Annotated in this window: 10 protein-coding genes; 7 read left to right on the top strand and 3 right to left on the bottom strand. The window is 60.1% G+C overall.

Features of this window, described 5'->3' with window-relative positions; all coding sequences use genetic code 11:
- Nucleotides 1–51 precede the first annotated feature (51 nt).
- From KR49_RS04000 to fba, 7 genes are all read left to right on the top strand, one after another.
- On the top strand, nucleotides 52–954 hold the full coding sequence (locus KR49_RS04000) for a phosphoribulokinase (protein ID WP_043691875.1): 903 nt from the start codon (nucleotides 52–54) through the stop codon (nucleotides 952–954).
- A gap of 147 nt (nucleotides 955–1,101) precedes the next feature.
- On the top strand, nucleotides 1,102–1,308 hold the full coding sequence (locus KR49_RS03995) for a hypothetical protein (RefSeq protein ID WP_253912813.1): 207 nt from the start codon (nucleotides 1,102–1,104) through the stop codon (nucleotides 1,306–1,308).
- Nucleotides 1,296–2,096, top strand: coding sequence for an A24 family peptidase (locus KR49_RS03990; RefSeq protein WP_043691871.1), 801 nt, complete (start codon nucleotides 1,296–1,298; stop codon nucleotides 2,094–2,096). Before KR49_RS03995 ends, KR49_RS03990 begins: the two co-directional genes overlap by 13 nt.
- 22 nt (nucleotides 2,097–2,118) lie before the next feature.
- Nucleotides 2,119–3,000, top strand: a complete 882-nt coding sequence (gene accD, locus KR49_RS03985) for an acetyl-CoA carboxylase, carboxyltransferase subunit beta (protein WP_043691868.1) — start codon at nucleotides 2,119–2,121, stop codon at nucleotides 2,998–3,000.
- The gene (locus tag KR49_RS03980) at nucleotides 2,997–3,371 is read left to right on the top strand and encodes a hypothetical protein (RefSeq protein WP_156957092.1); all 375 of its coding nucleotides are present in this window, start codon (nucleotides 2,997–2,999) and stop codon (nucleotides 3,369–3,371) included. Before accD ends, KR49_RS03980 begins: the two co-directional genes overlap by 4 nt.
- 1 nt (nucleotide 3,372) lies before the next feature.
- Nucleotides 3,373–4,455 (top strand): Gfo/Idh/MocA family protein, encoded by a 1,083-nt coding sequence (locus KR49_RS03975; protein WP_043691865.1) that lies wholly within the window; start codon nucleotides 3,373–3,375, stop codon nucleotides 4,453–4,455.
- A 57-nt stretch (nucleotides 4,456–4,512) separates the two neighbouring features.
- A complete protein-coding gene (gene fba / locus KR49_RS03970; RefSeq protein ID WP_043691862.1) occupies nucleotides 4,513–5,586 on the top strand; it encodes a class II fructose-bisphosphate aldolase in 1,074 nt (357 codons plus the stop codon).
- Nucleotides 5,587–5,664: 78 nt separating this feature from the next.
- On the opposite strand, the gene KR49_RS03965 is transcribed toward fba, so the two are convergent.
- The 3 genes from KR49_RS03965 to KR49_RS03955 all read right to left on the bottom strand — a co-directional run bounded on the left by KR49_RS03965 (nucleotide 5,665) and on the right by KR49_RS03955 (nucleotide 23,990).
- The gene (locus KR49_RS03965; RefSeq protein ID WP_162176154.1) at nucleotides 5,665–7,443 is read right to left on the bottom strand and encodes a tandem-95 repeat protein; all 1,779 of its coding nucleotides are present in this window, start codon (nucleotides 7,441–7,443) and stop codon (nucleotides 5,665–5,667) included.
- 631 nt (nucleotides 7,444–8,074) lie between these two features.
- Nucleotides 8,075–19,099 (bottom strand): S8 family serine peptidase, encoded by an 11,025-nt coding sequence (locus KR49_RS14525; protein WP_162176153.1) that lies wholly within the window; start codon nucleotides 19,097–19,099, stop codon nucleotides 8,075–8,077.
- Nucleotides 19,047–23,990 (bottom strand): cadherin-like domain-containing protein, encoded by a 4,944-nt coding sequence (locus KR49_RS03955; protein WP_162176152.1) that lies wholly within the window; start codon nucleotides 23,988–23,990, stop codon nucleotides 19,047–19,049. The genes KR49_RS14525 and KR49_RS03955 overlap by 53 nt, the downstream gene beginning before the upstream one ends.
- Between the last annotated feature and the right edge of the window lie 6 nt (nucleotides 23,991–23,996).

Here is a 23,996-nt window from a genome sequence, read left to right as displayed (position 1 = left end):
GAAAACGGGCCTCGATCTGGCAAACTCGCCGAGCCCGTAGTCCCTGCGTCGATGTCGAAGCGTCACCCGGTAGTCGCTGTCACCGGTTCGTCCGGTGCTGGAACCAGCACCGTCAAGCGCGCCTTCGAGCACATCTTCGCTCGCGAAGGCATCACGCCGGCGGTGGTGGAGGGCGACAGCTATCACCGCTACGAGCGGATGCCGATGAAGCAGGCCATGGCTGACGCCCTGGCCCGTGGTGAGAACTTCTCCCACTTCGGTCCGGAAGCCAACCTGTTCGACAAGCTCGAGGAGCTTTTCCGGGTCTACGGCGAAACCGGCACCGGACAGAAGCGCTACTACCTGCACAGCCCCGAGGAAGCCACCGAGCACAACGCACGACTCGGTGTCGATCTGGGTCCCGGTCAGTTCACCCCCTGGGAGGAGATTCCCTCAGGCACCGACCTGCTGTTTTACGAAGGCCTGCACGGTGGCGTGCGGGGTGAGGGATACAACGTGGCGGCGCTGGCCGATCTGCTGGTGGGTGTGGTGCCGATCACCAACCTGGAATGGATCCAGAAGATCCATCGCGACAATGCCGAGCGCGGTTATTCCGCCGAAGCGATCGTCGACACGATCCTGCGCCGGATGCCGGATTACATCAACCACATCTGCCCGCAGTTCAGCGAGACGGACATCAACTTCCAGCGGGTTCCCACAGTGGACACCTCCAACCCATTCATCTGCCGCAACATCCCCACACCGGATGAAAGTTTCGTGATCATTCACTTCCGCAAGGGAGCTCGTGAGAAGTGGGGGATCGACTTCGGCTACCTGCTGAACATGATCCACGATTCCTTCATGTCCAGCCCCACCAGCATCGTGGTGAACGGCGGCAAGATGGGGTTTGCGATGGAACTGATCCTCACTCCGATCATTCACCGCATGGTGGAAGAGCAGAAGAATCTCAGCTGAGCTGATTCCTGTTCACAATTCATCTCTAATGTGGGTTCGTCTGAGTGATCAGGTGGGCCCATTTCCGTTTCAACGCCCTCCTTTGAGATCAGCGGAGCCTCCGGTGCCTCCCGCTCACCCCGCTGGGATCGTGTCGACAGCCGTGCGTTGATCGCCCGTGCCCGGGAGGTCTACTTCTCCTTCCTCAGCAATGCCGCTGCGGGGGCAGACCCCTGTGGTGTTGTGCTGAGCGCTGATCTCTGCGAGGGGCGGGTGGTGTTCGACCTGCCGGTGCTGCTGCCGGATGAGGAGTTCATCGCCTTGGATCTGATCCGCCGCCGCCCTTTCAAGCAACGACCGCGATGGAAGGTGTGATCCCGCCGCTCTGGGCAGCGCTGCTTGGAGCCTGCGTCGGAAGTTTCACCAACGTGGTGGTGTGGCGTCTGCCGCGGGACGAATCGGTGGTGTTTCCCGGCAGTCACTGCCCCCGCTGCGGTCATGCCATCCGCTGGCACGACAATCTGCCGTTGCTGGGCTGGCTGCTCCTGGCCGGGCGCTGCCGCGACTGCCAGGCCCCGATCAGCTGGCGATATCCAGCTGTGGAAGCACTCAGCGCAGCTCTTTGGCTGTCGGCTCTGGCGGTTGCCGAGAGTGGTGGCGGGGGACTGCCGCTGTGGTTGCTGCCGTGGGCGGGGCTGCCGCTGATCGCGCTGCTGCTGCCTCTGGTGCTGATCGATCTCGACCATCTCTGGTTGCCCGAGCCGCTCTGTCGCTGGGGGCTGGTGCTGGGCCTGGTGCTGTCGGCTGCTGCTGGCATCCCCGTTCTGGCGGATCATCTGATCGCCGCCTGTCTGGCTCTGCTGCTGATGGAGTCCATCAGCGCCCTGGCGGAACGGCTGCTCGGTCAGCCGGCGCTCGGCTTGGGGGACGCCAAGCTGGCGGCCATGGGTGGCGCCTGGCTCGGTGCTGCCGGCATCGCGGCAGCGATGGCCCTGGCCATCTTCGCGGGAGCCCTGTTCGGTGCAGCCGGGAGGCTGAGCGGTCGGCTGCAGCCACGGCAGGCCTTTCCCTTCGGCCCCTTCATCGCACTCGGCATCTGGCTGGTCTGGCTCACGGGCCCCCTCTGGTGGTGGCAGCAGTGGCTCCACCTGCTGGGTCTTTAATGGTCGGAACCGTGCGGTTCCCGTGTCTCTGTTCGACTGGTTCGCTGATCGCCGGAAAGGGCAGTTCGTCGGCAAGGTGAGCCAGGAGCCGGAGGAAGGTGATGGCCTCTGGAACAAGTGCCCCGAATGCGGCCAGGTCGTCTACCTGAAGGATCTCAAGGCCAATGCCAGCGTCTGTGCCGGCTGCGGCTACCACCACCGCATCGACAGCGGTGAACGCATCGAGGTGATCGCCGATTCCGGCAGCTTCCAGGAATTCGATGCGGATCTCGCCCCCATGGATCCCCTGGAGTTCAAGGATCGACGCGCCTACGCCGATCGCCTGCGGGAGAGTCAGGCGGCCACCGGTCTGAAGGATGGTGTGGTGAGCGGCTTCTGCCGGGTGGAAGGCATCGGTCTGGCCTTGGCCGTGATGGATTTCCGCTTCATGGGTGGCTCGATGGGCTCGGTGGTGGGCGAGAGGATCACCCGTCTGATCGAGCGGGCCACGGCCCAGAAGCTGCCGCTGCTGATCGTCTGCGCCTCCGGTGGTGCCCGCATGCAGGAGGGGATGCTCAGCCTGATGCAGATGGCCAAGATCTCCGGGGCGCTCGAGCGTCATCGCGAGGCGGAACTGCTCTACATGCCGCTGCTCACCCACCCCACCACCGGTGGGGTGACCGCCAGCTTCGCGATGCTCGGCGATCTGATCCTGGCGGAGCCGAAGGCGCTGATCGGATTCGCCGGCCGCCGCGTGATCGAGCAGACCCTGCGTGAAAAGCTGCCGGACAATTTCCAGACGGCTGAGTACCTCCGCGATCACGGTTTCGTCGATGTGATCGTCCCCCGCACCCAGCTGCGCAGCACCCTGGCCAGAGTGCTGCGTCTGCACGGCTGTGCCGCCCTGGAGCTCGCCAGCGCATGATCGTCCGTCTTCTGGCCACGCTTCTGGCCGTTCTCGTGCTGGGGGCGTCTCCGGCCTGGGCGGGGCCTGTTGAATGGGTTGAGGTTCCGGCGACTGAGGCCGGTCAGCAGTGGTGGGACAGCGGCAGTGTGCGGGAGAACCGCGAGGGGCTGCGCACCGTGCTGAGCCGGTTCACACCGGCTGCCGTGGATGGGGAGCCGCCCCGCAACGGCGAGCTGTTCGTGATGCAGATCGACTGTGCCCAGAAGCTGTACCGGGATCAGCAGGTGAACGGCATTCCCCGCTTCCGTGCCCAGTGGCAGGCCGCCGGCAGCGATGAGCTGATCGTGTCGGTGATCGGTGCCGTCTGTGACGCCCCCCTCGCCAGCTGAGATGACCGCTCGACCCATCGGTGTCGCCATCGCCGGCCTCGGTTTCGGTGAGAAGGTGCATCTGCCCGCTCTTCAGGCAAATGCGGATCTGACTCCCGTTGCGCTGTGGCATCCGCGCCCTGCCCGTCTCGAGCAGGCCTGCTCCACCCATGGCCTTCCCGGTCATTCGGACTGGGGGGCTCTGCTGGCGGATCCGGCCGTCGAGGCGATCGTGATCGCCACACCGCCGGCGCCCCGCCACGAGCTGGCGCGTCAGGCTCTCCTGGCGGGCAAGCATCTGCTGCTGGAGAAACCGGTGGCACTGCAGGCCGATCAGGCCAGGGATCTTCAGCGGCTGGCCATGGAGCGGCAGCTCTCTGTCGCTGTGAATTACGAGTACCGGGCCGTGCCCCTGTTCATGCAGGCGGAGCGGCTGCTGCGGGCCGGTGCGGTGGGCACCCCCTGGCTGGTGAAACTCGACTGGCTGATGAGCAGCCGGGCCGATGCCAGCCGCGGCTGGAACTGGTATTCCCAGGCGTCGGAGGGTGGTGGGGTGATCGGCGCGCTCGGCACCCATGCCATGGACATCCTGGCCTGGCTGATCGGACCGCTGAGCGGGGTGCAGGCTCTCAACGCCACCTCGATCCTGGAGCGTCCGCTTGGTGACGGGGGCATGGCAGCCGTCGATTCCGAGGATGTTTCCTTGATCCAGGCCCGCCTGCAGTGGCAGGGACGAGCCGACAGCACCGTTCCCGCTCAGATCAATCTCGCCTCCGTGGCACGCAACGGCCGTGGTTGCTGGCTGGAGGTGTACGGCTCGGAGGGCTGTCTCATCCTCGGCAGCCCGAATCAGAAGGATTACGTGCATGGCTTCGCGCTGCAGCATGCCGCTGCCGGTGAGGCGCTGAGACCGATCGAGGCCGATGCCGATCTGGCGTTCGAAACCACATGGGCGGATGGCCGGATTGCTCCGGTGGCGAGGGTTCAGGGCTGGTGGGCGGAGAGCATCCGCAGCGGTCGGCCGATGATTCCTGGCCTGGCCGAGGGTGTCGCCAGCCGGTTGGCCTGTGATCAGGCAGCCCAGACAGCGACGAGACACGCGTAACGCAGGGTAATATCGCCGCGATTCGTCTCAGACGACCCACCCTTCGAGGATTTCACCATGGCGCTCGTTCCGCTCCGGCTTCTGCTCGACCACGCCGCTGAGAACGGCTACGGCATCCCTGCGTTCAACGTGAACAACCTGGAGCAGGTGCAGGCGATCATGGAAGCGGCTGACGAGACCGACAGCCCCGTGATCCTGCAGGCCTCCCGCGGTGCCCGCAGCTACGCCGGTGAGATCTTCCTGCGCCACCTGATCCTGGCCGCCACCGAGACCTATCCCCACATCCCCGTGGTGATGCACCAGGACCACGGCAACGAGCCTTCCACCTGCTATTCCGCCGCCATCAACGGCTTCACCTCCGTGATGATGGACGGCTCCCTGGAAGCCGACGCCAAGACTCCCGCCAGCTACGAGTACAACGTGGCCGTCACCAAGAAGGTGGTGGATTTCGCTCACTCCGTGGGCGTGAGTGTGGAAGGCGAGCTGGGTTGCCTGGGCTCCCTGGAAACCGGCAAGGGCGAAGCGGAAGACGGCCACGGTTTCGAGGGTGAGCTGTCCAAGGACATGCTGCTCACCGATCCCGCTGAAGCCGCTGATTTCGTCGCCAAGACCAAATGCGACGCCCTGGCGATCGCCATCGGCACCAGCCACGGTGCTTACAAGTTCACCCGCAAGCCCACCGGTGAAGTGCTTGCCATCAGCCGCATCGCCGAGATCCACAAGGCCCTGCCCAACACCCACCTGGTGATGCACGGCTCCTCTTCCGTGCCCCAGGAATGGCTGGAGATGATCAACAAGCACGGCGGTGCCATCCCTGAGACCTACGGCGTTCCCGTCGAAGAGATCCAGGAAGGCATCCGCAACGGCGTGCGCAAGGTGAACATCGACACCGATAACCGCCTCGCGTTCACCGCAGCTGTGCGTGAAGCAGCCATGGCTGATCCCGCCAACTTCGACCCCCGCCACTTCAACAAGCCCGCCCGCAAGTACATGAAGCAGGTCTGCCTCGACCGCTATCAGCAGTTCTGGGCTGCCGGCAACGCCAGCAAGATCCAGCAGCAGAGCATCAACTTCTACGCCGGTCTGTACGCCAAGGGCACCCTCGATCCCAAGGCTGCCGTCGCCGCCTGATCACAGGTCGCCACGGATTCAAAAAAGGGGGCCTTCGGGCCCCCTTTTTTGATGGTCATGTCGAGCCTGGTCAATTGCTCAGAGCAAGGCCGCCAACTGCAGTGCCAGCTGGTCCGGAGAGGTCGCGATCTCAAGCCCCTCACTGAGATGGCTGCCTGGGAAGGTCCCGAAGCCGAAGCGAAGCAGCAGTTCAGCCTCATTTCTCTGGAGCAGCTTGTCCTGGTTGAAGTCCAGGTAGCCGCTGTTGATGCCGAGGGCCAGCTCTGCTCGGCTGCTGAGATTCGCTCCACTGGCGGGCAGGAAGTGTGACGCGATGGCGATGCCATCGCTGATGGGTGAGAACAGCTGATCTCCATCAAGGTCGGCCTTCCATGCGTCGGTGGTGGCCAAAGGAAGTTCGTCGATCACCGCCGAGATCGGCAGGAGCTCATCGGTGAACTGCAGTTGCTCGATGCCTGTGATCAGATCTGTGCCGTCCCGTTGGTGGATGCTGTCGCTGAGACGCAGAAGATCCTCCTGAAGCTTGTGGAGGGCGTAATCCGCTCTTGGACCTCGCAGGTAGAGCGTGTCCCAGCCGCTGCCACCATCGAGGTGATCGTCACCACCGAAAGCGAGCAGGCTGTCCGCTCCGGCTGCTGCGGTGATGGTGTCATCTCGATCGCTCCCAATGAGTTGCTCGTCGGCGCTGCTGCCATGGAGAGATGGCTCGGGATAGGGGATCAGCAAGGGGGCAGAGTTCACCCGCTCCTCGGTGCCTCCGCCATCGGTGTAACTGGCGCTGATGCGCAACCTCATCCCCAGATCGATGGGCTTGAGCACGTGAACAGTGGGTGACCAGGGATCGCTGAGGGACTCCCAGGTGTTGCTCCAGGCTGCCTTGCGATCCAGTCCGTAGCGGATCAGTTCGGGATCGACACCGTCAACATCAGTGATGGTGCTGTTCAGATTGAGTATGTCGTTAAGCGCTGTGGAGCCTGTGAAGTTGAGTTCCCCGCTTGGGACGTCATTGACCTGTGTGATGCTGATGTTGATCGCTTGTTTGGTGGTGCCGCCGAGGTCGTCGGTGATGGAGACGATGAAGGAATCGCTGCCGTTGAAGTCGGCGTTGGGTGTGTAAGTCCAGGAGCCTGTTGCTGCATCGATGGAAGCGGATCCATTGGAGGGATCGTTGGCGATGGAGAAGGGGGTGTTGCTGGTGAGGCCTTCTGTGTCGCTGGCATCAAGATCACCCGTGACACTGTTGTCTTCCTTGGTGTTGGCTGCGGTGTTCCCTGAGATGGTGCTGGGATCATTGACGATGCCGACACTGATGTTGATCGCCTGTTTGGTGGTGCCGCCGAGGTCGTCGGTGATGGAGATGATGAAGGAATCGCTGCCGTTGAAGTCGGCGTTGGGTGTGTACGTCCAGGCGCCTGTTGCTGCATCGATGGAAGCGGATCCGTTGGAGGGATCGTCGGCGATGGAGAAGGGGGTGTTGTTGGTGAGGCCTTCTGTGTCGGTGGCATCAAGATCACCGGAGATGCTGTTGTCTTCCTCTGTGCTGGCGGAGGTGTCGCCGGTGATGGTGCTGGGATCGTCGATCGGTTCGAGTTTTACGGAAATCACTGCCTGTTCCGGAGAACTGGATTTCCCGTCCCAACCTGACACGCTGAACAGCGCGACATCACCTGTTTGATTTGCTGGAGGAAGCCAGCGGATCTGTTCTTCGGGAACATCCAGAATCATCTCTTCCTCGAGATTGATCCAGTTGTTGTTACGGAAAAGCTCGAGGTTGGGAACAGTTCCTGAGACGAACTTCAGCGCTGGAGGATTGTTGTCAGCATCCGAAAAGCCAAGCTGTTGCAGGAGTTTGTCCACGCTGAAAAGCAAGGGCTGGTCTTCCGTTCCGCTCAGAATCAGTTTGTCGGAGTTTAGATTTGGTGCTGTATTGCTTCTGCCTTGCAGTAGTAAGGGCTGATCCAGAGAATCATCAATGGTGGCTATGATCGTGCCAATCTCTTTCGCGAGATCACCGGTTGGTGAGGGGCTTACTCCTGGAAAAAGTTGTTTGCTGGCTGCAACTGTCTGCAGCGAGATTGTTCCTTCTTCATTGCGACTATTGCCAACGGCTTGGAGCGTGATCTTCAGTGGTTGGTCCGCTGATGGGATCTGATCGAGTTGGATCAGAACCGAGCCGATGCGGAACAGATCATGGTCCTTGGAAGCAAAAGGACTGCCTGTGAAGCCGAAGCCTGAAATAACTGTTTTGTCTGAGGAGAGGTCGGCGTTGAAGTAGTCGTTTGCATAGGTGGAGGCTGGAATGATCTCATCAACTCGTGCTCCTGACCCTTCCAGAATCAGATCGGCATACCAGCTGAATAATGTCCAGTCCTGGGATTCATGATTTTCCCACGCAGAAATAACAAGTTCAAGGGTGGCAACGGAACTCCCAGGGGGAGTTGTGTTGATCAGTTGAATGGATGTGCGCAGTGGCATGGATCAGGGGGGATCATGCCGAAAGATCGGACTGGATCATGCCGATCCGGTTGACGACCTCCATGACCTCGGTCTGGTCGACAAAACCGTCGCCGTTGAGGTCATGCATGGGAGTGAGGTTGGTGGCGGCTGGAGTGGGGCCGATCCGGTTGACCATTTCCACGGCGTCGGCTGTGGTCACTTTGCCGTTGTCATCGACATCCCAAGGGAAGTATTGGATGGGTCTTGCTACGAGGTTATTGGACGCAAGAGCGTCAGCATCCTCCTGCTCAGGCTGGATGCGCAGGTGGAGCCAATCGCGGTGAATGCTCGATGTGCCAAAGATTTCCAGGAAGGCAGGATCTTCGCTGCGTGCATTTTCAAACAGCACGTCACGTTCAATGGCAACAGATTGGTTTGTGATTCCAGTGCTGCTGAGTCCTGTGATGGAGTCTGCGGCAAAGTATTGATTCCAGATCAGGGTGTCCTGCGTGAGCGGACGATTCAGATCGGTGGTGTGGTGCAATTCGATCCAGAAGGGCAGAGAGTCGACGTGCCCGTAGTTGGCGATGTCGTAGGTGAAGTTGGCGAGTCCCTGGCGGAGTCGCTGGTTATCCAGTTGGAAAGACTTGATCGCGATGTCGGGGCGCGGAGAACTGAAGCTCAGCGAGGTGGAATCAAAGCGGCTGTAGGGCCCTTGATCACCGTCGCTTTCGAACACAGTGGATTCAAGGAATTCCGATTGGGAGCGGCTCAGCGCGATCTCAGCTGTGCCCGGACTGATGACCTCAAATCGTATGGAGGCGATCTCAGTGCTTTGGGATGGAGAGAAGGAGGCAAGCGTGGCTCCCAGATCCTGGATGGTGCCAGCGATGGGATCAATCTCTCCGGAACGGAACAGTGGGAAGGCATCTTCGTAGGAGATGTCAATGGCCCGCAGGATTGCGGGGTCATAGGTGAGATCTGCGTAGGCGGAAAAAGGCGATCTTGGATTGTCTGGGTCAGTGATGTCAGCGACGTTGATGTCGATGGAGAAGATGTCGCCGACGCTCAGATCTTCTCCCACCTGGAGGCTGTCGGATGCGAGCTCAAGATTCCATGCGATAGCGAGTTCATCGTCTGTGGGCTCCGAAGACCCTGTCGTGCCGGTGCTGTGCTCAATGTTGAGCGAGAAGGATTGAGCCGTCACAGCACCAAGTGAGTCTGTGGCAAGGATTTCAAGCGAGTAGGTGCCAGAGGCGGCTGGGTGAGGTTCGCCTGTCAGAGAACCGGACGTGGGATCGAACTTGAGCCAGCCAGGAAGCTGGCGTCCATCGGTCATGCGAATGTCGTACGCGAGATCATCTGCGGAAGCGTTGAGATTGTCTGGATCGGTGAAGAGGTCGTTGGAGAAGGTGTGGGTAAAGACGACATCGGAGTCGAATGCGAGATCCTCAACAGTTCCGGCGAGCGTTGGTGGTTGATTGTTGGTGATGAGATCCTGCTGATGATCGAAGAAAACAATGCGCTCGATACTGGTCAGCAGGTCGGTGCCCGTGTGTCCATAGGTGGTGCTGGGACGTTGGTCTGTGATGGTCCAATTGCCGCTGCTGGTGTCTTCTGTCAACAGAAAGTCGCTGGCGTTGGCCTCAACAATGAGCTGGTCGAAACCTCGACCTCCATCGAGAGTGTCGGAGCCGGCTGAGAGGAAGAAGCGGTCATCACCACGGCCGCCTCTGAGACTGTTGTTGGAGGCGTTACCACGGATGACATCGTCGCCATCACCAGTGATGGCGTGCTCGATGACCGTATCGTCTCCGAGACTGAGGGGGCGCATGGCGACCCTGCTTTTGCTGCCGGGCGTCAGGTTGAGGAGCGTCGCCGTGGAGAGTGCGGCACCATTGAAGGTATCGATGCCCTTGTCGTTGTCGATGAGAAGAGAGCGGGTGGCGTCGCTGACGGTTTGATATTCATTTGTGTAGATGTAGGTGTCATCGTCTGATGGCTGTGAGCCATAGAGATTCAGCCCCCACTGGCGGAGAGTGCCCGTGATGTCCTTGTTTCTGTCAGAGACTTTGAGGGTCCAGTTTCCAAGGGACGATTCACCCCTGAACAGAGAGGCGCTGGTGGAGAAGACGATGCGATCAGGCAGGCCGTCTTGGGCGGAGTCTCCGGAAGGGTTGGTGGGACTGACCGTGGGTCTGTTGATCAGCCGTGCGACGGTGCCACTGGGAGAGATGAGTTCAACGACCAGGTCTGTGATGCGCGGATGGAGAATGTCGAGTTCAACTTCGGCCCATTCGAGATCAAGAGCACGATCGATGAGGGTGGAGAGGCTGACTCCAGAGACGCTGTTATCGGGGATTGCGGCGGAGCCCTTGATGCTCTGGATAGCTCTCTGTTCGTTGGCACTGGTGGACGGAGCCGCAGACCAGGATTCAGCCAGTCGAACAGCAGAATGGGCATCGACCAATCCAAACCCTTGGTCATGGCTGATGTGAAGCCCGCCCCCGTTCCAGTTCGAGGCGGCATTGAATTTGAAGCCGTCGTCGATGACCTGACGTGCTGAGTAGGCGAGGATGGTTTGAACGTCGCGGTAACCGAGATCAGGGTTGGCTTCAAGCATCAGGGCGATGACGCCGGAGACGAGGGGGGCGGCTGCGGAGGTGCCGTCGAAGTTGCCGTAACTCGCAGTGTTCTCCGCGCCGAGCAGGCTGGTGTAGAGGTCTTCTCCGAAGGCGCTGACGAGGATCGATGCACCGGGTGTCGAGAAGAAGGAGGTGTTGCCACGGCGGTCGGTGCTGGCGACTGTGGTGACGAAGCGGCTGCTTTGAAAACCGTGGTAATTGGTTGAATCACCGAGTGTTCGTGAGTTGCCGGCGGAGAAGACCCAGTTGATGCCGAGGGCATTGGTGCCGTTGTCGCGCCCCTGCTGGACACCATTGGTGAGAGCTTGGACAAGGGGTGAGAACTGGGGGGAGTCGAAGTCATCGGCGAAAGGCCTGAGAAATCCCCAGCTGTTGTTGGACAGGTCAACTCCACCGATGGAAGAGTCCAGCTGCTTCTGGAGCATGAGGGTGAGAGCCTGAGGCGTCCAGTCGACCTCGTAGCCGCTGATGGAGGCTCCGGGTGCGACACCGGATAGCCCTGCACCGTTGGCTGATCCAGCTGCGATCAGTCCGGCAACAGCAGTGCCATGGCCTGCTTCAGGCTTGGGTCCGACATTGAGGTTGGCATCCTCGAACAGGGATCCGACGTCAGGGAAGGAGAAGGACGCCCCGGCATCGTTGGTGGTGTCGAGCTGGGATGTGAGGTCGGGGTGGCTGTAGAGGATGCCGTCATCGATGACCCCGATGTTGATGTCGGATCCTGAGTAATCGCGCCAGACGGCATCGAGGTTGAGGTCGAGGCCGTTGCCAGTGGCATTGGAGAGATGCCACTGGCGTGCGATCAGGGGATCACCGGAAGAACTGACGAGGCGTCTGCGGTTCAGTTCGTAGGTGCCGTGGGAGCCGTCCTTGCTGGAGATGGCAAGGAAGACATGCCCATCCGAGCTGGGTCGGTAGAGGAGGCGAGCGGTCTGCCCTGGGGCGTTGTCACGGCTGGCGGCGAGGCGTGTTCCGTCGCTGTCGATGAGGTCGATATGCGGTGTCCAGCCGAGGCCGCCCTGGTTGATCCGCGGTGTGAGATCGAACTGATAGGACTCTCCAGCAGTGAGCTCCACACGGATCCAGTCGGTGTCATCTCCGGAATGCAGGGTGGATTCCACGGTCTGCTTGGCGAGCAGCTCAGCTGTTGTGTAGCGATCGGCGGGTAGATCGTTGAGGGGTGTGGTTTGGTCGCCTTGCGTGATGGCAATGAGATCAGCCGAATAGCTGCCGATGTCGGTGTTGCCCTCCTCAGCGGCCACTTCCAGGAAGAAGTCGCCGGAGGTGGCAGGGGTGAAGAGAAGTGATGGGTCAGGTGCGCCGACGCTGTCGAAGCTGGCCGAGACGGCTTTGCCCGCGGCATCCAAAATCCGGAAGCGCGGGTCGGTGAGGGTGCCGCCATTGCTGCTGACGCCGCGAAGCAGCAGCTGGTAGCTCTGATTGCCCTTGAGGGCGAGTCGGAAGATGTCCCGGTCCGTGGAGTTTTCGATCGTGCCGGTCCGTGACTGCCCAGGCAGGAGAGTCGGGGCTGAGCCGGAACTGGTGTCGGGGTGATCGTCGCGGTTGAGATCGCCGAGGTCGACGGCTTCGATGCGGTAGGCGCCCTGCCAGCGGTTGGCGACTGACGCTGCCTGGAGGTAAAGGGTGCCGCTTTGTTCGGCTGTATAGGTGATCGAACTATCGAGGCTGATGGCGTTTTCCCCGAGGAATCCCGGCAGCCTTCTGCGTCCTCTTCGGCTGGGAGGCGTTGGCGGCAGTTCGTCGGCCTCGAAGGCAACGGTCGTGAGAGAGGGGGCTACGAGCGGCGGGGTGATGCCGTCAACGTTGGCCTGCATCGTGAAGCGATAGGTGCTGCCGGCATCCACGTCGACACTGAACCAGTCCAGGTCGGAAGCGAGTTCGAGAACAGCTCGGTTGTCGCCGCCGATGGTGAGTGCAGCGGCGGTGTCCCGGGATTCCCCAATGAGGTCGGCCTGATTGCCCTGAGTGGCGGAGAGGGTGTAGGTGCCGGTATCGCCGCGGTAGCCACGGACGGCGAGGTAATGGGGGCCTGTGGACGTGGCCTTGAAGGCCAGGGTGGCCGAGCCGTCCGTGTGGCGTCCGTCAGCGGCGGAGATGGTGGTGCGTGTGGAATCAAACAGCTCGATCAGAGCTGTCTTGAGGGAACCGTCCTTGTCGGTGTCGGTCAGAGCGGAAAGGGTGTAGGTGTTGCCGGCCGTGACGTCGATGCGGAACCAGTCGGTGTCATCGGGCGACTGGATGCCGGCCTGGAAGGGAGCGTCGACGAGAAGAGGAGCAGCAGATTCGAAGCCAGCACCGGCTTCATCGGGCTCATAAGCGGTGAGGGTGTAGGACCCCGTCAGAGCACTGGTGCTGGCACGCGCCACGAGGTGGACGGTCTGATCGGAACTGGGCCTGTAGCCGAGGGCGGCGTCGCGGGTCAGGGTGCCGCCGTCGGCGGAATCGATCAGCGTGCCGTCGGCATCGCGCAGCTCAAGGAATGGATCGTCGAGGCTGCCGCTGTTGCTGTCCGTGCCACGGAGCAGGAAGCGGTAGTGCTGGTCTGCCTTGAGGGCGAGTTGGAACCAATCGGTGTCTCCGGCCGTGAGAAGCAGACCCTGCTGGCTGGTGCCAGGCGTGAGGGAACCGGCCTGGTCTGGTGAATCACCGAAGTCATCGGGCGGGAGCTGGGATTGTTCAATTTCGAGGGTGTAGGTGCCGAGCTGCCCTGCAGGAGCCGCGGCGGTGATGAGGATGGTCTGGGCGGTTGAGGAGGAGAGGTACAGACCTGCGTCATTGCCCTGGCCGCTGTTGTCGTCGTCGCTCAGCAGGGTGCCGTCGAGAGCATGGATGAGCAGGAGAGGGTCAGGTAGTGATCCGCCGTCGCTGCTCAGACCACGCAAGTCGATGCGGTAGGTCTGGTCAGGGGAGATGTCGATGGAGAAGAGGTCGATGTCCTGACGGAAGTCGAGACGCCCCTCAAGGACAACGGCGTCCTTGCCCGGTTGGGATAGGGCGTGGGCGGACAGGGTTGTATCGCCGAAGTCATCGACGGCTTCTTCCACGCTGAGTTTGTAGTGGCCGTCGCTTCGGTCGGTGGCGTCTTGAACGTCGAGGAAGAAGCGTCCCGTGCTGGCGGGTTGAAAGATGAGTTCAGCATCGAGGCCGACTCCGCCATCGTCATCAAAGGCGAGACGCTTTCCACCCGGGCCGCGGACGGTTACGGCTGGGTCGTTGAGGGGTTGGTAACCACTGGCAAGAGACTGCTCGCCGTCCAAGGCGATGCGGTAGGTCTTGGTGGCCTGAAGAATGGTCTGATACCAGTCACGATCACCGCTGACCTCCAGATCTCCGGAAAGGCTGGTGCCTGGCGTGATCAGGTCGTAGACGAAGGCAGAGCTCAGACGATCCGGGGCGTCGTCCTCCCGTTTGGACGACTGGAGGATGTAGCTGCCGCGACCCTGGTTTCCGAGTGCGGCGGCAGCGATGTAGTACGTGCCGGCGGTGGAAGCAGCCCAGGCGAGTCGTGCATCCAAGCCTTTGCCGTTGTTGTTGTCGGATGCGAGAAGCTGACCGGAGGCTGAGTAGAGACCAAGCCAGGGATCGTGGAGAGTGCCGTTGTTGCTGCTGTTTCCGAGCAGTTCCAGAACAAGGGCCTCGCCGGCATTCAGCGTGATGCGGAACCAGTCCTGGTCGCCGGGTTGGTTGATCACGCCCTGGATCGGCCGCTCGATCGTGAGAAGGCCATTGGTGTTGATGTCGCCGCCGAATTCATCAAGGCTGGAGCGCGTGACGGCATAGGAGCCGGTGGCCAGACCGGACTCGCTGGACACAGCGAGGTAATGGGCACCGGATTGCTCGGCGCGGTAGACGATGAGGGGGTCAGATCCGTTGGTGGATGAGGCGCCATCAACGAGCGGTTTGCCATCAGGGCTGTGCAGGGTGATGGCAGGATCGAGGAGGCGCTGGAGGTAGGGGTCGTTGAGGCCGGTGGAGGGAAGAGACGCAGCACCAAGGGCCTGGAATTCGTACTGGATGCCCTGAACGAGATCGACGCGGATCCAGTCGGAGTCGGCGGTGTTCCAGGAGCTGAGACCGTTCTCGGCGACTTGCTGGAAACCGATGAAGCCCCTGATGTGTTCAGAGCCGTTGGAAGTGTTGTCCTGAGCGTTCGCGAACGCTTTTTCAGTACTGGTGTCGGCGGAGCCGTCGTCGGCCATCAGGACGGTGAAGCTGTATTCAGCGCCGTCCTGACCGCGTACATCGAGGGTGTGGAGGCCGCTGGAGTCGACCGTGTAGGTGCGGTCCTGCTCCCAGTCGCCGAAGTTGTAAGTCCCTTCAATTCTCGCCCGGGTGTCGTGATCAGCGTTGGATCTGAGAATGCGGATCTTTGAATCTTCAGCAAGGGGGAGGGTCCAGGAATCACGATCGTCCTGATAATCGATGGTGCCTTGGATGGGTTTGCCAAGTTCCGCGTTGGGGCCGGCGATGAGATCAAATCGGTTGGTGACGTCGTCGAGCTTGAAGTCGGAGTCGGCGAAAATCAGCTTCTGGATGTCAATGAGTGTGTCGGTGCCGTCTGCTCCGCCATCAAGATGTTCAACGGTGACTCCACTGCCATCATTGTCGTTGAAGGAGACGGCGTAACGACTCTGGATGTCTGAAAAAACAGCGGAATTGAACCCGCTGCCACCATCAAGGCGATCGTTGCCGGGTCCCCCGACGAGCTGATCATCGCCGATGCCGCCGGCGAGCTGGTCGTCGCCATCGAGGCCGTAGAGATGATCAACGGAAGGATTGAGATCGGCCGTCCAGTAATTGAGACTGATCCGATTTTCTGGGGAGCCATCGGAGACCCACGTCAGTTCACTGGCGCGAATGAACAGTGCCTTGTCGAAGGCCCCAAGGATCATGATGACATCATTTTTATTTAGCCAATTGTGATTGTTGAATCTGTTGAATTTGTTTTCCTCGATCACATTGCTCAGGGGTATGTCGCCCCCTTGCAGTCGATAGGCTTGAATCTCATATCGGCGACCTTCGTGCCAGTCATCCCAGGCAAGGGAATAGTCGTCTTCGCTGGAAGGGTGGACCTGGAGGGTGATGTTCAGGTCGTCGCTGATGTCCACCCAGCTCCAGTTTGGGGTGGCCACGCTGCCTGAGCCTGAAGCTGTCAGACTGGTCAGGTCCACCTGAATTGAGCTATTGGCAGAGCGGTTGTCGCTGTCGGCTGTGCCGAAGTGGTGAATTGTCTCGATTCCAGGGGTTGGCTGATGGATAGTGATGCCGCTTGAAGTGTTGTCGTTGGCCCCGACGATCAGGTTGCTGTTGAAATGATCACTGTCGATCAGATGGATTTCACCAGATCCAACGATCTGTTCAAAGCTGTTGAATTGGGTTGATCCCATCTGAATGCTGAAATCATTGAGATTCAGGGTTTCAATGGAGTTGATCAGCCCTTGGCTGACATTGGAGTCGGCTTCGAGGGTGAGGGTATCGAGACCTTCTCCTCCTGTGATGTTGAAGGGGCCGAGAAGGCGCAGCTCAAAGTCATCGTCTTCAGCGGTTCCGTTGATCTCGCGAGACGCGAAGCTGGCTCGGCCAGGCTCAAAGATGATGCCGATGGGCCAGTCCTGGCTGTTGACGATGCCTTCGCCCTGAATGGCAATGATGGCTTTGGTGCCTGAGATTGACGAGAATTTGGCTGAGAACGCACGGAAGTTCTCACTGTTGATCTGATCAACAGTGAGGCTGAGGTTCAGTGTGGTATTGCTATCGCTGCTCCGGCTGAACTTTGAAAGATCGATTCCTTCAGTGCTGGTGAGTTTGATGGTTTTTCTGCCGCTCTCTTTGGCTTTGATGTTGTCAAAGGAGTTCCATTGTTCTGCTGTGAGGATGACGGTACCGCGCTGAATCTCGAGGATTTCAACGCCGGAGATCTGAGTGTTTGGATCACTGAGATCCACGGTGCCATCGCTGTTGATGGCGAGAGTGTCTGAGAAAGCTGAGTCGGCGCCAGAGATGTTGAGGGCGCCGGAGGCGGAGTTGATGCCAGCTGTGCGGGAGAAGCGGAGTTCTTCTCCAGGGCTGAGGTCGATGGCGAGGTTGGTGGCCCCTTCATAGCCGGCAATTTTGCTGACGCCGGATGAGAACTGGCTGTATTGAGATCCTGTGAGCCTGAGGATGGCGGATGTGCCGATCTCCAGTCGCTCGAAATTGGAGAGGGAGGCCTGGCGCAGGTCGATTACATCACCTTCACCGCGGTCGGCTTGGTTGTTAACTCCATCCCATAGAGCAGCCTGAATTCTGAGGGTGTCGACTCCTTCCCCTCCGTCGAAGCTGCCATACACAATCGGTGCTGGGTGATACCCGTAGCGCAGCCATCCAGTGCCGTCATCGATGCGGCCATAATTGAGTTCAACCGTGTCGTTGCCGGCTTCGCCATAGGCCTCTTCTCTCCAGGCTGTTTGTGACCTATCCCAATCAAAAGCCCTGCCACCACTGATCAGGCGGTCATCACCTTCTCCGCCGTAGAGCACATCGTGGCCAATGCCGCCCTCAAGGCGGTCATTCCCGCTGCCCCCTTTGAGGGTGTCATCGCCATCATCGCCCTGGAGGTGGTCATCACCCGCGCCACCAGCAATGCTGTCGTTACCAGCCCCTGCAGCGAGCCAATCTGGATTGGCTGACCCCAGGAGTGTTTGCTGGCCATCCTCCGTTTGAATGCGGAAATAGGTGTCTTTATCCCAGCGGATGTCGTTGAGATCGAGAGTGCCTTCACCGGCCACCCGCAGCCAGCGCCATGGGCTAGAAGCTGGCAGGTCTGAGGTTAAGAGAGTGGTGTTGAATTCATACAGTGGATGGCTCTCCCACTGAACTGAATATTGGCTGCCAATGAATTCAAAGTTCTCGAGTTGATCAATCGCGAAACGGCTTCCCCGCGCTGTGTAACGCTGATCGCGATTATTGAAAACATCAGCATGGTGCGTTGGCAGGAGTTCCAGGCGCTCGATGCTGCGTAGGGCGGCATCCACAAAGTTGCTTCCGCCTTCATCCCAAGAGCTCTTGGATCCGGCCAGCAGAGTGTCAGTGCCGTCGCCGCCATCAAAGATGTCATCGCTGACGGTGACGCCGATGGCGAGGAAAGTGTCGTTGCCAACGCCACCACGCTGGACGTCGCTGCCGGGGCCACCAATGAGCCAGTCGTCGCCGTTGCCGCCCTGGAGGATGTCATCGCCTTCTGCGCCATCGAGGAGGTCGTCGCCTTCTCCGCCGATGAGTTGATCGGAACCTGAACCGCCTTGGAGGGCATCACGACCCGAATCCCCGGTGGCGATGTCATCGCCGCTGCCGCCTTGCAGGAGATCGTCGCCGCGCGCGCCATAAAGCTGATCGGAGCCTGCGTCACCGGCAAGGTGGTCGTCGCCGCTGCCGCCTTGAAGGATGTCGTCGTGATCACCACCGGTGAGGGTGTCGTCTCCGGATCCGCCGCGGAGCTGATCGGAGCCTGCGGCACCATCGATGACGTCGTTGCCATCCATGCCATCGATGAGGTCGTCACCGCTGAGTCCTGAGAGGTTGTCGGGTTCGGTGGTGCCGATCAGGGAGTCGTTGTTCTCCGTTCCAGCACCACCGCTTCCAGAGCCGATGGAGAAGGAGGTGTGGTCGTTGACGGTGACGGTGCCGTCTGAGACGGAGAAGGCGAGTTCAACGGTGCCGATGAAGTCGGTGGCGGGAGAGAAGGTCCAGTCGTTGGTGGCATCACCGGTGAGTGACCCGGTGTCGGTGTTGACGAGGGAGACGGCGGTGATGGAGAGGGAATCGCCGTCGATGTCGGAGTAACCGGAGAGCAGATCTGCCGCGGAGAAGGAGACGGATTGCCCTGCGGCGGCACCAGCGAGAGGCGTGGAGCTGCTGGTTAAAGAAGGAGGATCGTTGAGCGGTGTGATGTTGATCGAAACGGCAACCGGATCAGCCAGGTTGGAGAGGCCGAGTGCTGCAAGATCCTGCAGCGGCCGGCCAAAGGAAATGACGCTGGGATGTTCTTGGTTGCTTGAGGTGTATGAGTTAACGAGGAACTCAGCGCCGTTTTTGGAGCCATCGGCGTTGAAGCGCTGGGCGTAGATGCCCCAGCCGTCGCGGTCCTGGTTGTAGGACTGCCAGGAGATGAGGAAGCCGCCATCGGCGAGGGAGACGACGCTGGACTGCTGTTGTTGGTCTGAGGTGTGTGAGTTGACGAGGAACTCAGCGCCGTTTTTGGAGCCATCGGCGTTGAAGCGCTGGGCGTAGATGCCCCAGTTGCTGCCGTCCTGGCTCAAGGACTGCCATGAGATGAGGAAGCCGCCACCAGTGAGGGAGGCGACGCTGGGTTGGTATTGATCAGATGAGGTGTGCGGTGTTGACGAGGAACTCAGAGCCGTTTTTGGAGCCATCGGCGTTGTAGCGCTGGGCGTAGATGCCCCAGTTGCTGCCGTCCTGGTTGTAGGACTGCCATGAGATGAGGAAGCCGCCATCAGTGAGGGAGGCGACGCTGGGTTGGTATTGATCAGATGAGGTGTGTGTATTAACGAGGACCTCAGCGCCGTGTTTGGAGCCATCGGCGTTGAAGCGCTGGGCGTAGATGCCCCAGCCACCGCCGTCCTGGTGGTAGGAGTGCCAGGAGATAAGGGTGGCTTGTTTGTTTCCATAGGGAACACCACCTTCTGCCCAGGGCAGATTTGCGGTGGTGAGCGGGCGGAGGTTGAGGGCACCTGGGGTGCCATGAAAATTCCGAGCGGGTGCAAAGCGCAGCAGTGCATCGGAAGGCAGCAGCAACGCCGCACTGCCGTCAGCCTCCAGGGTCGTGGGGATGCTGGTCCAACGTTTGCCTGCGTTTCTGCTGAACTGCCATTCACCCTGTTCAGCCGTTGCGGCGTTCCCGGTTAAGGCTGCACCGGTGAGGGTCGGTGTGGAGGCAAGGATGTCGGCGATAGACCGGGTGCCTGTGGGCCCTTGGGAGTTGGCTCCCTCCGGTTGTATTGGGAGCTTGGCGGTCAACCCATCACTGAGATGGAGCGCGCCATGTCCGTTGATGGTTGCGTCAGCGAGTTGTGCAGCGGTGAGCCGAAGACTCGCGCCATCGAGGTTGATGGCTTCGATGCTCTGAAGATCGAGTTCATCGAAGTTGGCGATGCCGGAGCCGGTGAGCTCAAGTGTGTCGTGGCCATCAGCACCATCGATGCGGATCGTGGCCGTTCTGGAGATATCGAGGCGGATGGTGTCATCACCACTGGTGCCAATCAGAGTGGTGGGCTCCTGAGCAAGGTGCAGGTCAAAGCTGCCCTGGTTGCGATCGGAGTAGACATTCCCACCGGTGCTGAGTTGAACGCTCCCAGATCCGGTGATGGAGGAGAAGCTGTTGAATTGTTCCGCGGAAAGGTGAACTGATGCACCATTGATGTCTAGAATTTCAAGATTTTTGAGCGTCTTCTGCGTGAGGTTGACGACTTCAGCGCTTGCAATCAATGTGTCGTCACCATTGCCTCCGTCGATAAAATCGTTGCCATCTGATGTCTCAATGTTGTCGTCTCCACCGCCGGCATCGATGGTGTCTTCCTGGGGTGTTCCCTTGATGTGATTGGCAGTGTCGGTGCCGATCAGTTTGTAGGTGGAGCTGCTGTCTAGGATTAGATCAAATTGGCTTTTATTTCTGAAGAGTTCTAACTGCCCGCCTCCTGTGATCCGAATCATCAGTTCGGCTGAGCCAGTTCCTTTGCGGAATAGATCAGAGAAATCCTCAAAATCTGATGTGTTGAATTGATCGGCGGTTAGATTGATGTCAATGGTTGTGTTGCTATCTGATGATCGGCTGAGTTTCGATAGATCAATGTTTTCTGTGCCTGTGAGAGATATCGTTTTTGGGCCGCTCCCTTTGGCTTTGATGTTGTCAAAGGAGTTCCATTGTTCTGCTGTGAGGATGACGGTACCGCGCTGAATCTCGAGGGTTTCAACGCCGGAGATCAGGGTGTTTGGATCACTGAGATCCACGGTGCCATCGCTGTTGATGGCGAGAGTGTCTGAGAAAGCTGAGTCGGCACCAGAGATGTTGAGGGCGCCGGAGGCGGAGTTGATGCCAGCTGTGCGGGAGAAGCGGAGTTCTTCTCCAGGGCTGAGGTCGATGGCGAGGTTGGTGGCCCCTTCATAGCCGGCAATTTTGCTGACGCCGGATGAGAACTGGCTGTATTGAGATCCTGTGAGCCTGAGGATGGCGGATGTGCCGATCTCCAGGCGCTCGAAATTGGCGAGGGAGGCATTGCGCAGGTCGATGGTCTGCCCTGCCCCACGCTGATCGGATCCAGACCATTGCATGGCCTGTATGCGGAGTGTGTCGCTGCCATCGCCACCGTCGTAGGTGCCAGAGATGCTGGTGCTGTTGTCGTACCAGTACCCAGCACCCCCGCCCCCAGTCAGCTCGATCTGTCCCCAGTTGAGTTCAACAGTGTCGTTGCCGGCCTCGCCGTAGACAAGGTCATGGCTGCCACCACCGATGAGGATGTCGTTGCCATCCCCGCCGTAGAGGGTGTCGGTGCCGGCGTTGCCCTCGAGGTGATCGTCACCGCTGCCGCCCACGAGGAGATCGTTGCCGAGCTCTCCGAGGAGGGAGTCGTCACCGCTGCGGCCGTGGAGGCTGTCCTGGCCGTCGCCGGATGCGAACCAGTCTGAATTGGTGGTGCCCAGGAGGGTTTGTGGGCCGGCTTCTGAGCTGATGCGGTAGAGGGTGTCGATGTCCCAGTTGGCGGCCGAAAGATCAAGAGAACCTTCGCCGGCGACGCGCAGCCAGCGCCAGCTTTTGGATGACCCGATGTCAGTGAAATCACGAACGGAGAAGGCGTGGAGTTCATTGCTCCAGGACGCCTCTGAGGTGGAGCCGATCCAGTTGAAACTGCCGAGCTGATCGAGTGAGAAGCGGCTGCCGCGGTTGGCGTAGTTGGTGAGGTCCCATTCCCAATAATTGAAACGGTCCGCATAGTGAGTGGGCAGGAGTTCAAGGCGTTCGATGCTGCGCAGTGAGGCATCGACGTAATTGGCCCCTCGTTCGCTTTGGGCACCGGTGATGAGAGTGTCAGTGCCGTCGCCGCCATCAAAGATGTCATCGCTGACGGTGACGCCGATGGCGAGGAAGGTGTCGTTGCCAACGCCACCGCGCTGGTCATCGCTGCCCGGTCCACCGATGAGCCAGTCGTCGCCGTTGCCGCCCTGGAGGATGTCATCGCCTTCTGCGCCATCGAGGAGGTCGTCGCCTTCTCCGCCGATGAGTTGATCGGACCCTGAACCGCCTTGGAGGGCATCACGACCCGAATCCCCGGTGGCGATGTCATCGCCGCTGCCGCCTTGCAGGAGATCGTTGCCGCGCGCGCCATAAAGCTGATCGGAGCCTGCGTCACCGGCAAGGTGGTCGTCGCCGCTGCCGCCTTGAAGGATGTCGTCGTGATCACCACCGGTGAGGGTGTCGTCTCCGGATCCGCCGCGGAGCTGATCGGAGCCTGCGGCACCATCGATGACGTCGTTGCCATCCATGCCATCGATGAGGTCGTCACCGCTGAGTCCTGAGAGGTTGTCGGGTTCGGTGGTGCCGATCAGGGAGTCGTTGTTCTCCGTTCCAGCACCACCGCTTCCAGAGCCGATGGAGAAGGAGGTGTGGTCGTTGACGGTGACGGTGCCGTCTGAGACGGAGAAGGCGAGTTCAACGGTGCCGATGAAGTCGGTGGCGGGAGAGAAGGTCCAGTCGTTGGTGGCATCACCGGTGAGTGACCCGGTGTCGGTGTTGACGAGGGAGACGGCGGTGATGGAGAGGGAATCGCCGTCGATGTCGGAGTAACCGGAGAGCAGATCTGCCGCGGAGAAGGAGACGGATTGCCCTGCGGCGGCACCAGCGAGAGGCGTGGAGCTGCTGGTTAAAGAAGGAGGATCGTTGAGCGGTGTGATGTTGATCGAAACGGCAACCGGATCAGCCAGGTTGGAGAGGCCGAGTGCTGCAAGATCTTGGAGAGGTGAACTGAAGGAGCCGACGCTGGGGTTGTTTTGATCTGATGATGTGTGCGTGTTAACGAGGAACTCAGCGCCGTTTTTGGAGCCATCGGCGTTGAAGCGCTGGGCGTAGATGCCCCAGCCACTGCCGTCCTGGTAAAGGGAGGACCAAGAGATGAGGAAGCCGCCGCCAGTGAGGGAGGTGACGCTTGGTTGGTCTTGGTGGCTTGCGGTGTGCGTGTTAACGAGGAATTCAGCGCCGTTTTTTGAGCCATCGGCGTTGAAGCGCTGGGCGTAGATGCCGCTGCCACTGTCGTCCTGGCCATTGGAGGTCCAGGAGATGAGGAAGCCGCCACCAGTAAGGGAGGTGACGCTGGGTTTGTTTTGTTCCGATGAGGTGTATGTATTGACCTGAAATTCGTTGCTATTTTTTGAGCCATCGGCGTTGAAGCGCTGGGCGTAGATGCCGTTGCTACTGCCGTCTTGGTTGTAGGACTGCCAAGAGATGAGGAATCCGCCGCCAGTGAAGGAGGTGACGCTGGGGTTGTTTTGTTCCGATGAGGTGTAGGTATTGACCTGAAATTCGTTGCCATTTTTTGAGCCATCGGCGTTGTAGCGCTGGGCGTAGATGCCCCAGCTACTGCCGTCCTGGTTAGAGGAGGACCATGAGATGAGGAAGCCGCCGTGAGTGAAGGAGGTGACGCTGGGTTGGTATTGGCTGTTTGAGGTGTGTGTATTAACGAGGAATTCAGCGCCGTTTTTTGAGCCATCGGCGTTGAAGCGCTGGGCGTAGATGCCGCTGCCACTGTCGTCCTGGCCATTGGAGGTCCAGGAGATGAGGAAGCCGCCGCCAGTGAGGGAGGTAGCGCTGGGTTGGTGTTGCCCGCCTGTGGTGTGTGTATTAACGAGGAATTCAGCGCCGTTTTTTGAGCCATCGGCGTTGTAGCGCTGGGCGTAGATACCCTCGTTCCAACCGTCCTGGTCAGTGGACTGCCAGGAGATGAGGAAGCCGCCGCCAGTGAGGGAGGTGACGCTGGCGTTGTATTTATCCGATGAGGTGTGGGTGTTAACGAGGAATTCAGCGCCATTTTTGGAGCCATCGGCGTTGAAGCGCTGGGCGTAGATGCCGTTGCCACCGCCGTCCTGGTTGTAGGAGTGCCAGGAGATGAGGGTGGCGTGTTTGTTGCCATAGGGAACACCACCTTTTGCCCAGGGCAGATTTGCGGTGGTGAGCGGGCGGAGGTTGAGGGCACCTGGGGTGCCATGAAAATTCCGAGCGGGTGCAAAGCGCAGCAGTGCATCGGAAGGCAGCAGCAACGCCGC

Origin of the sequence: Synechococcus sp. KORDI-49 (assembly GCF_000737575.1) — a bacterium.
Taxonomy (GTDB): Bacteria; Cyanobacteriota; Cyanobacteriia; order PCC-6307; family Cyanobiaceae; genus Parasynechococcus.
Note: the sequence above shows the minus strand (reverse complement) of the source record. Positions and strands in the feature narration are given on the sequence as shown.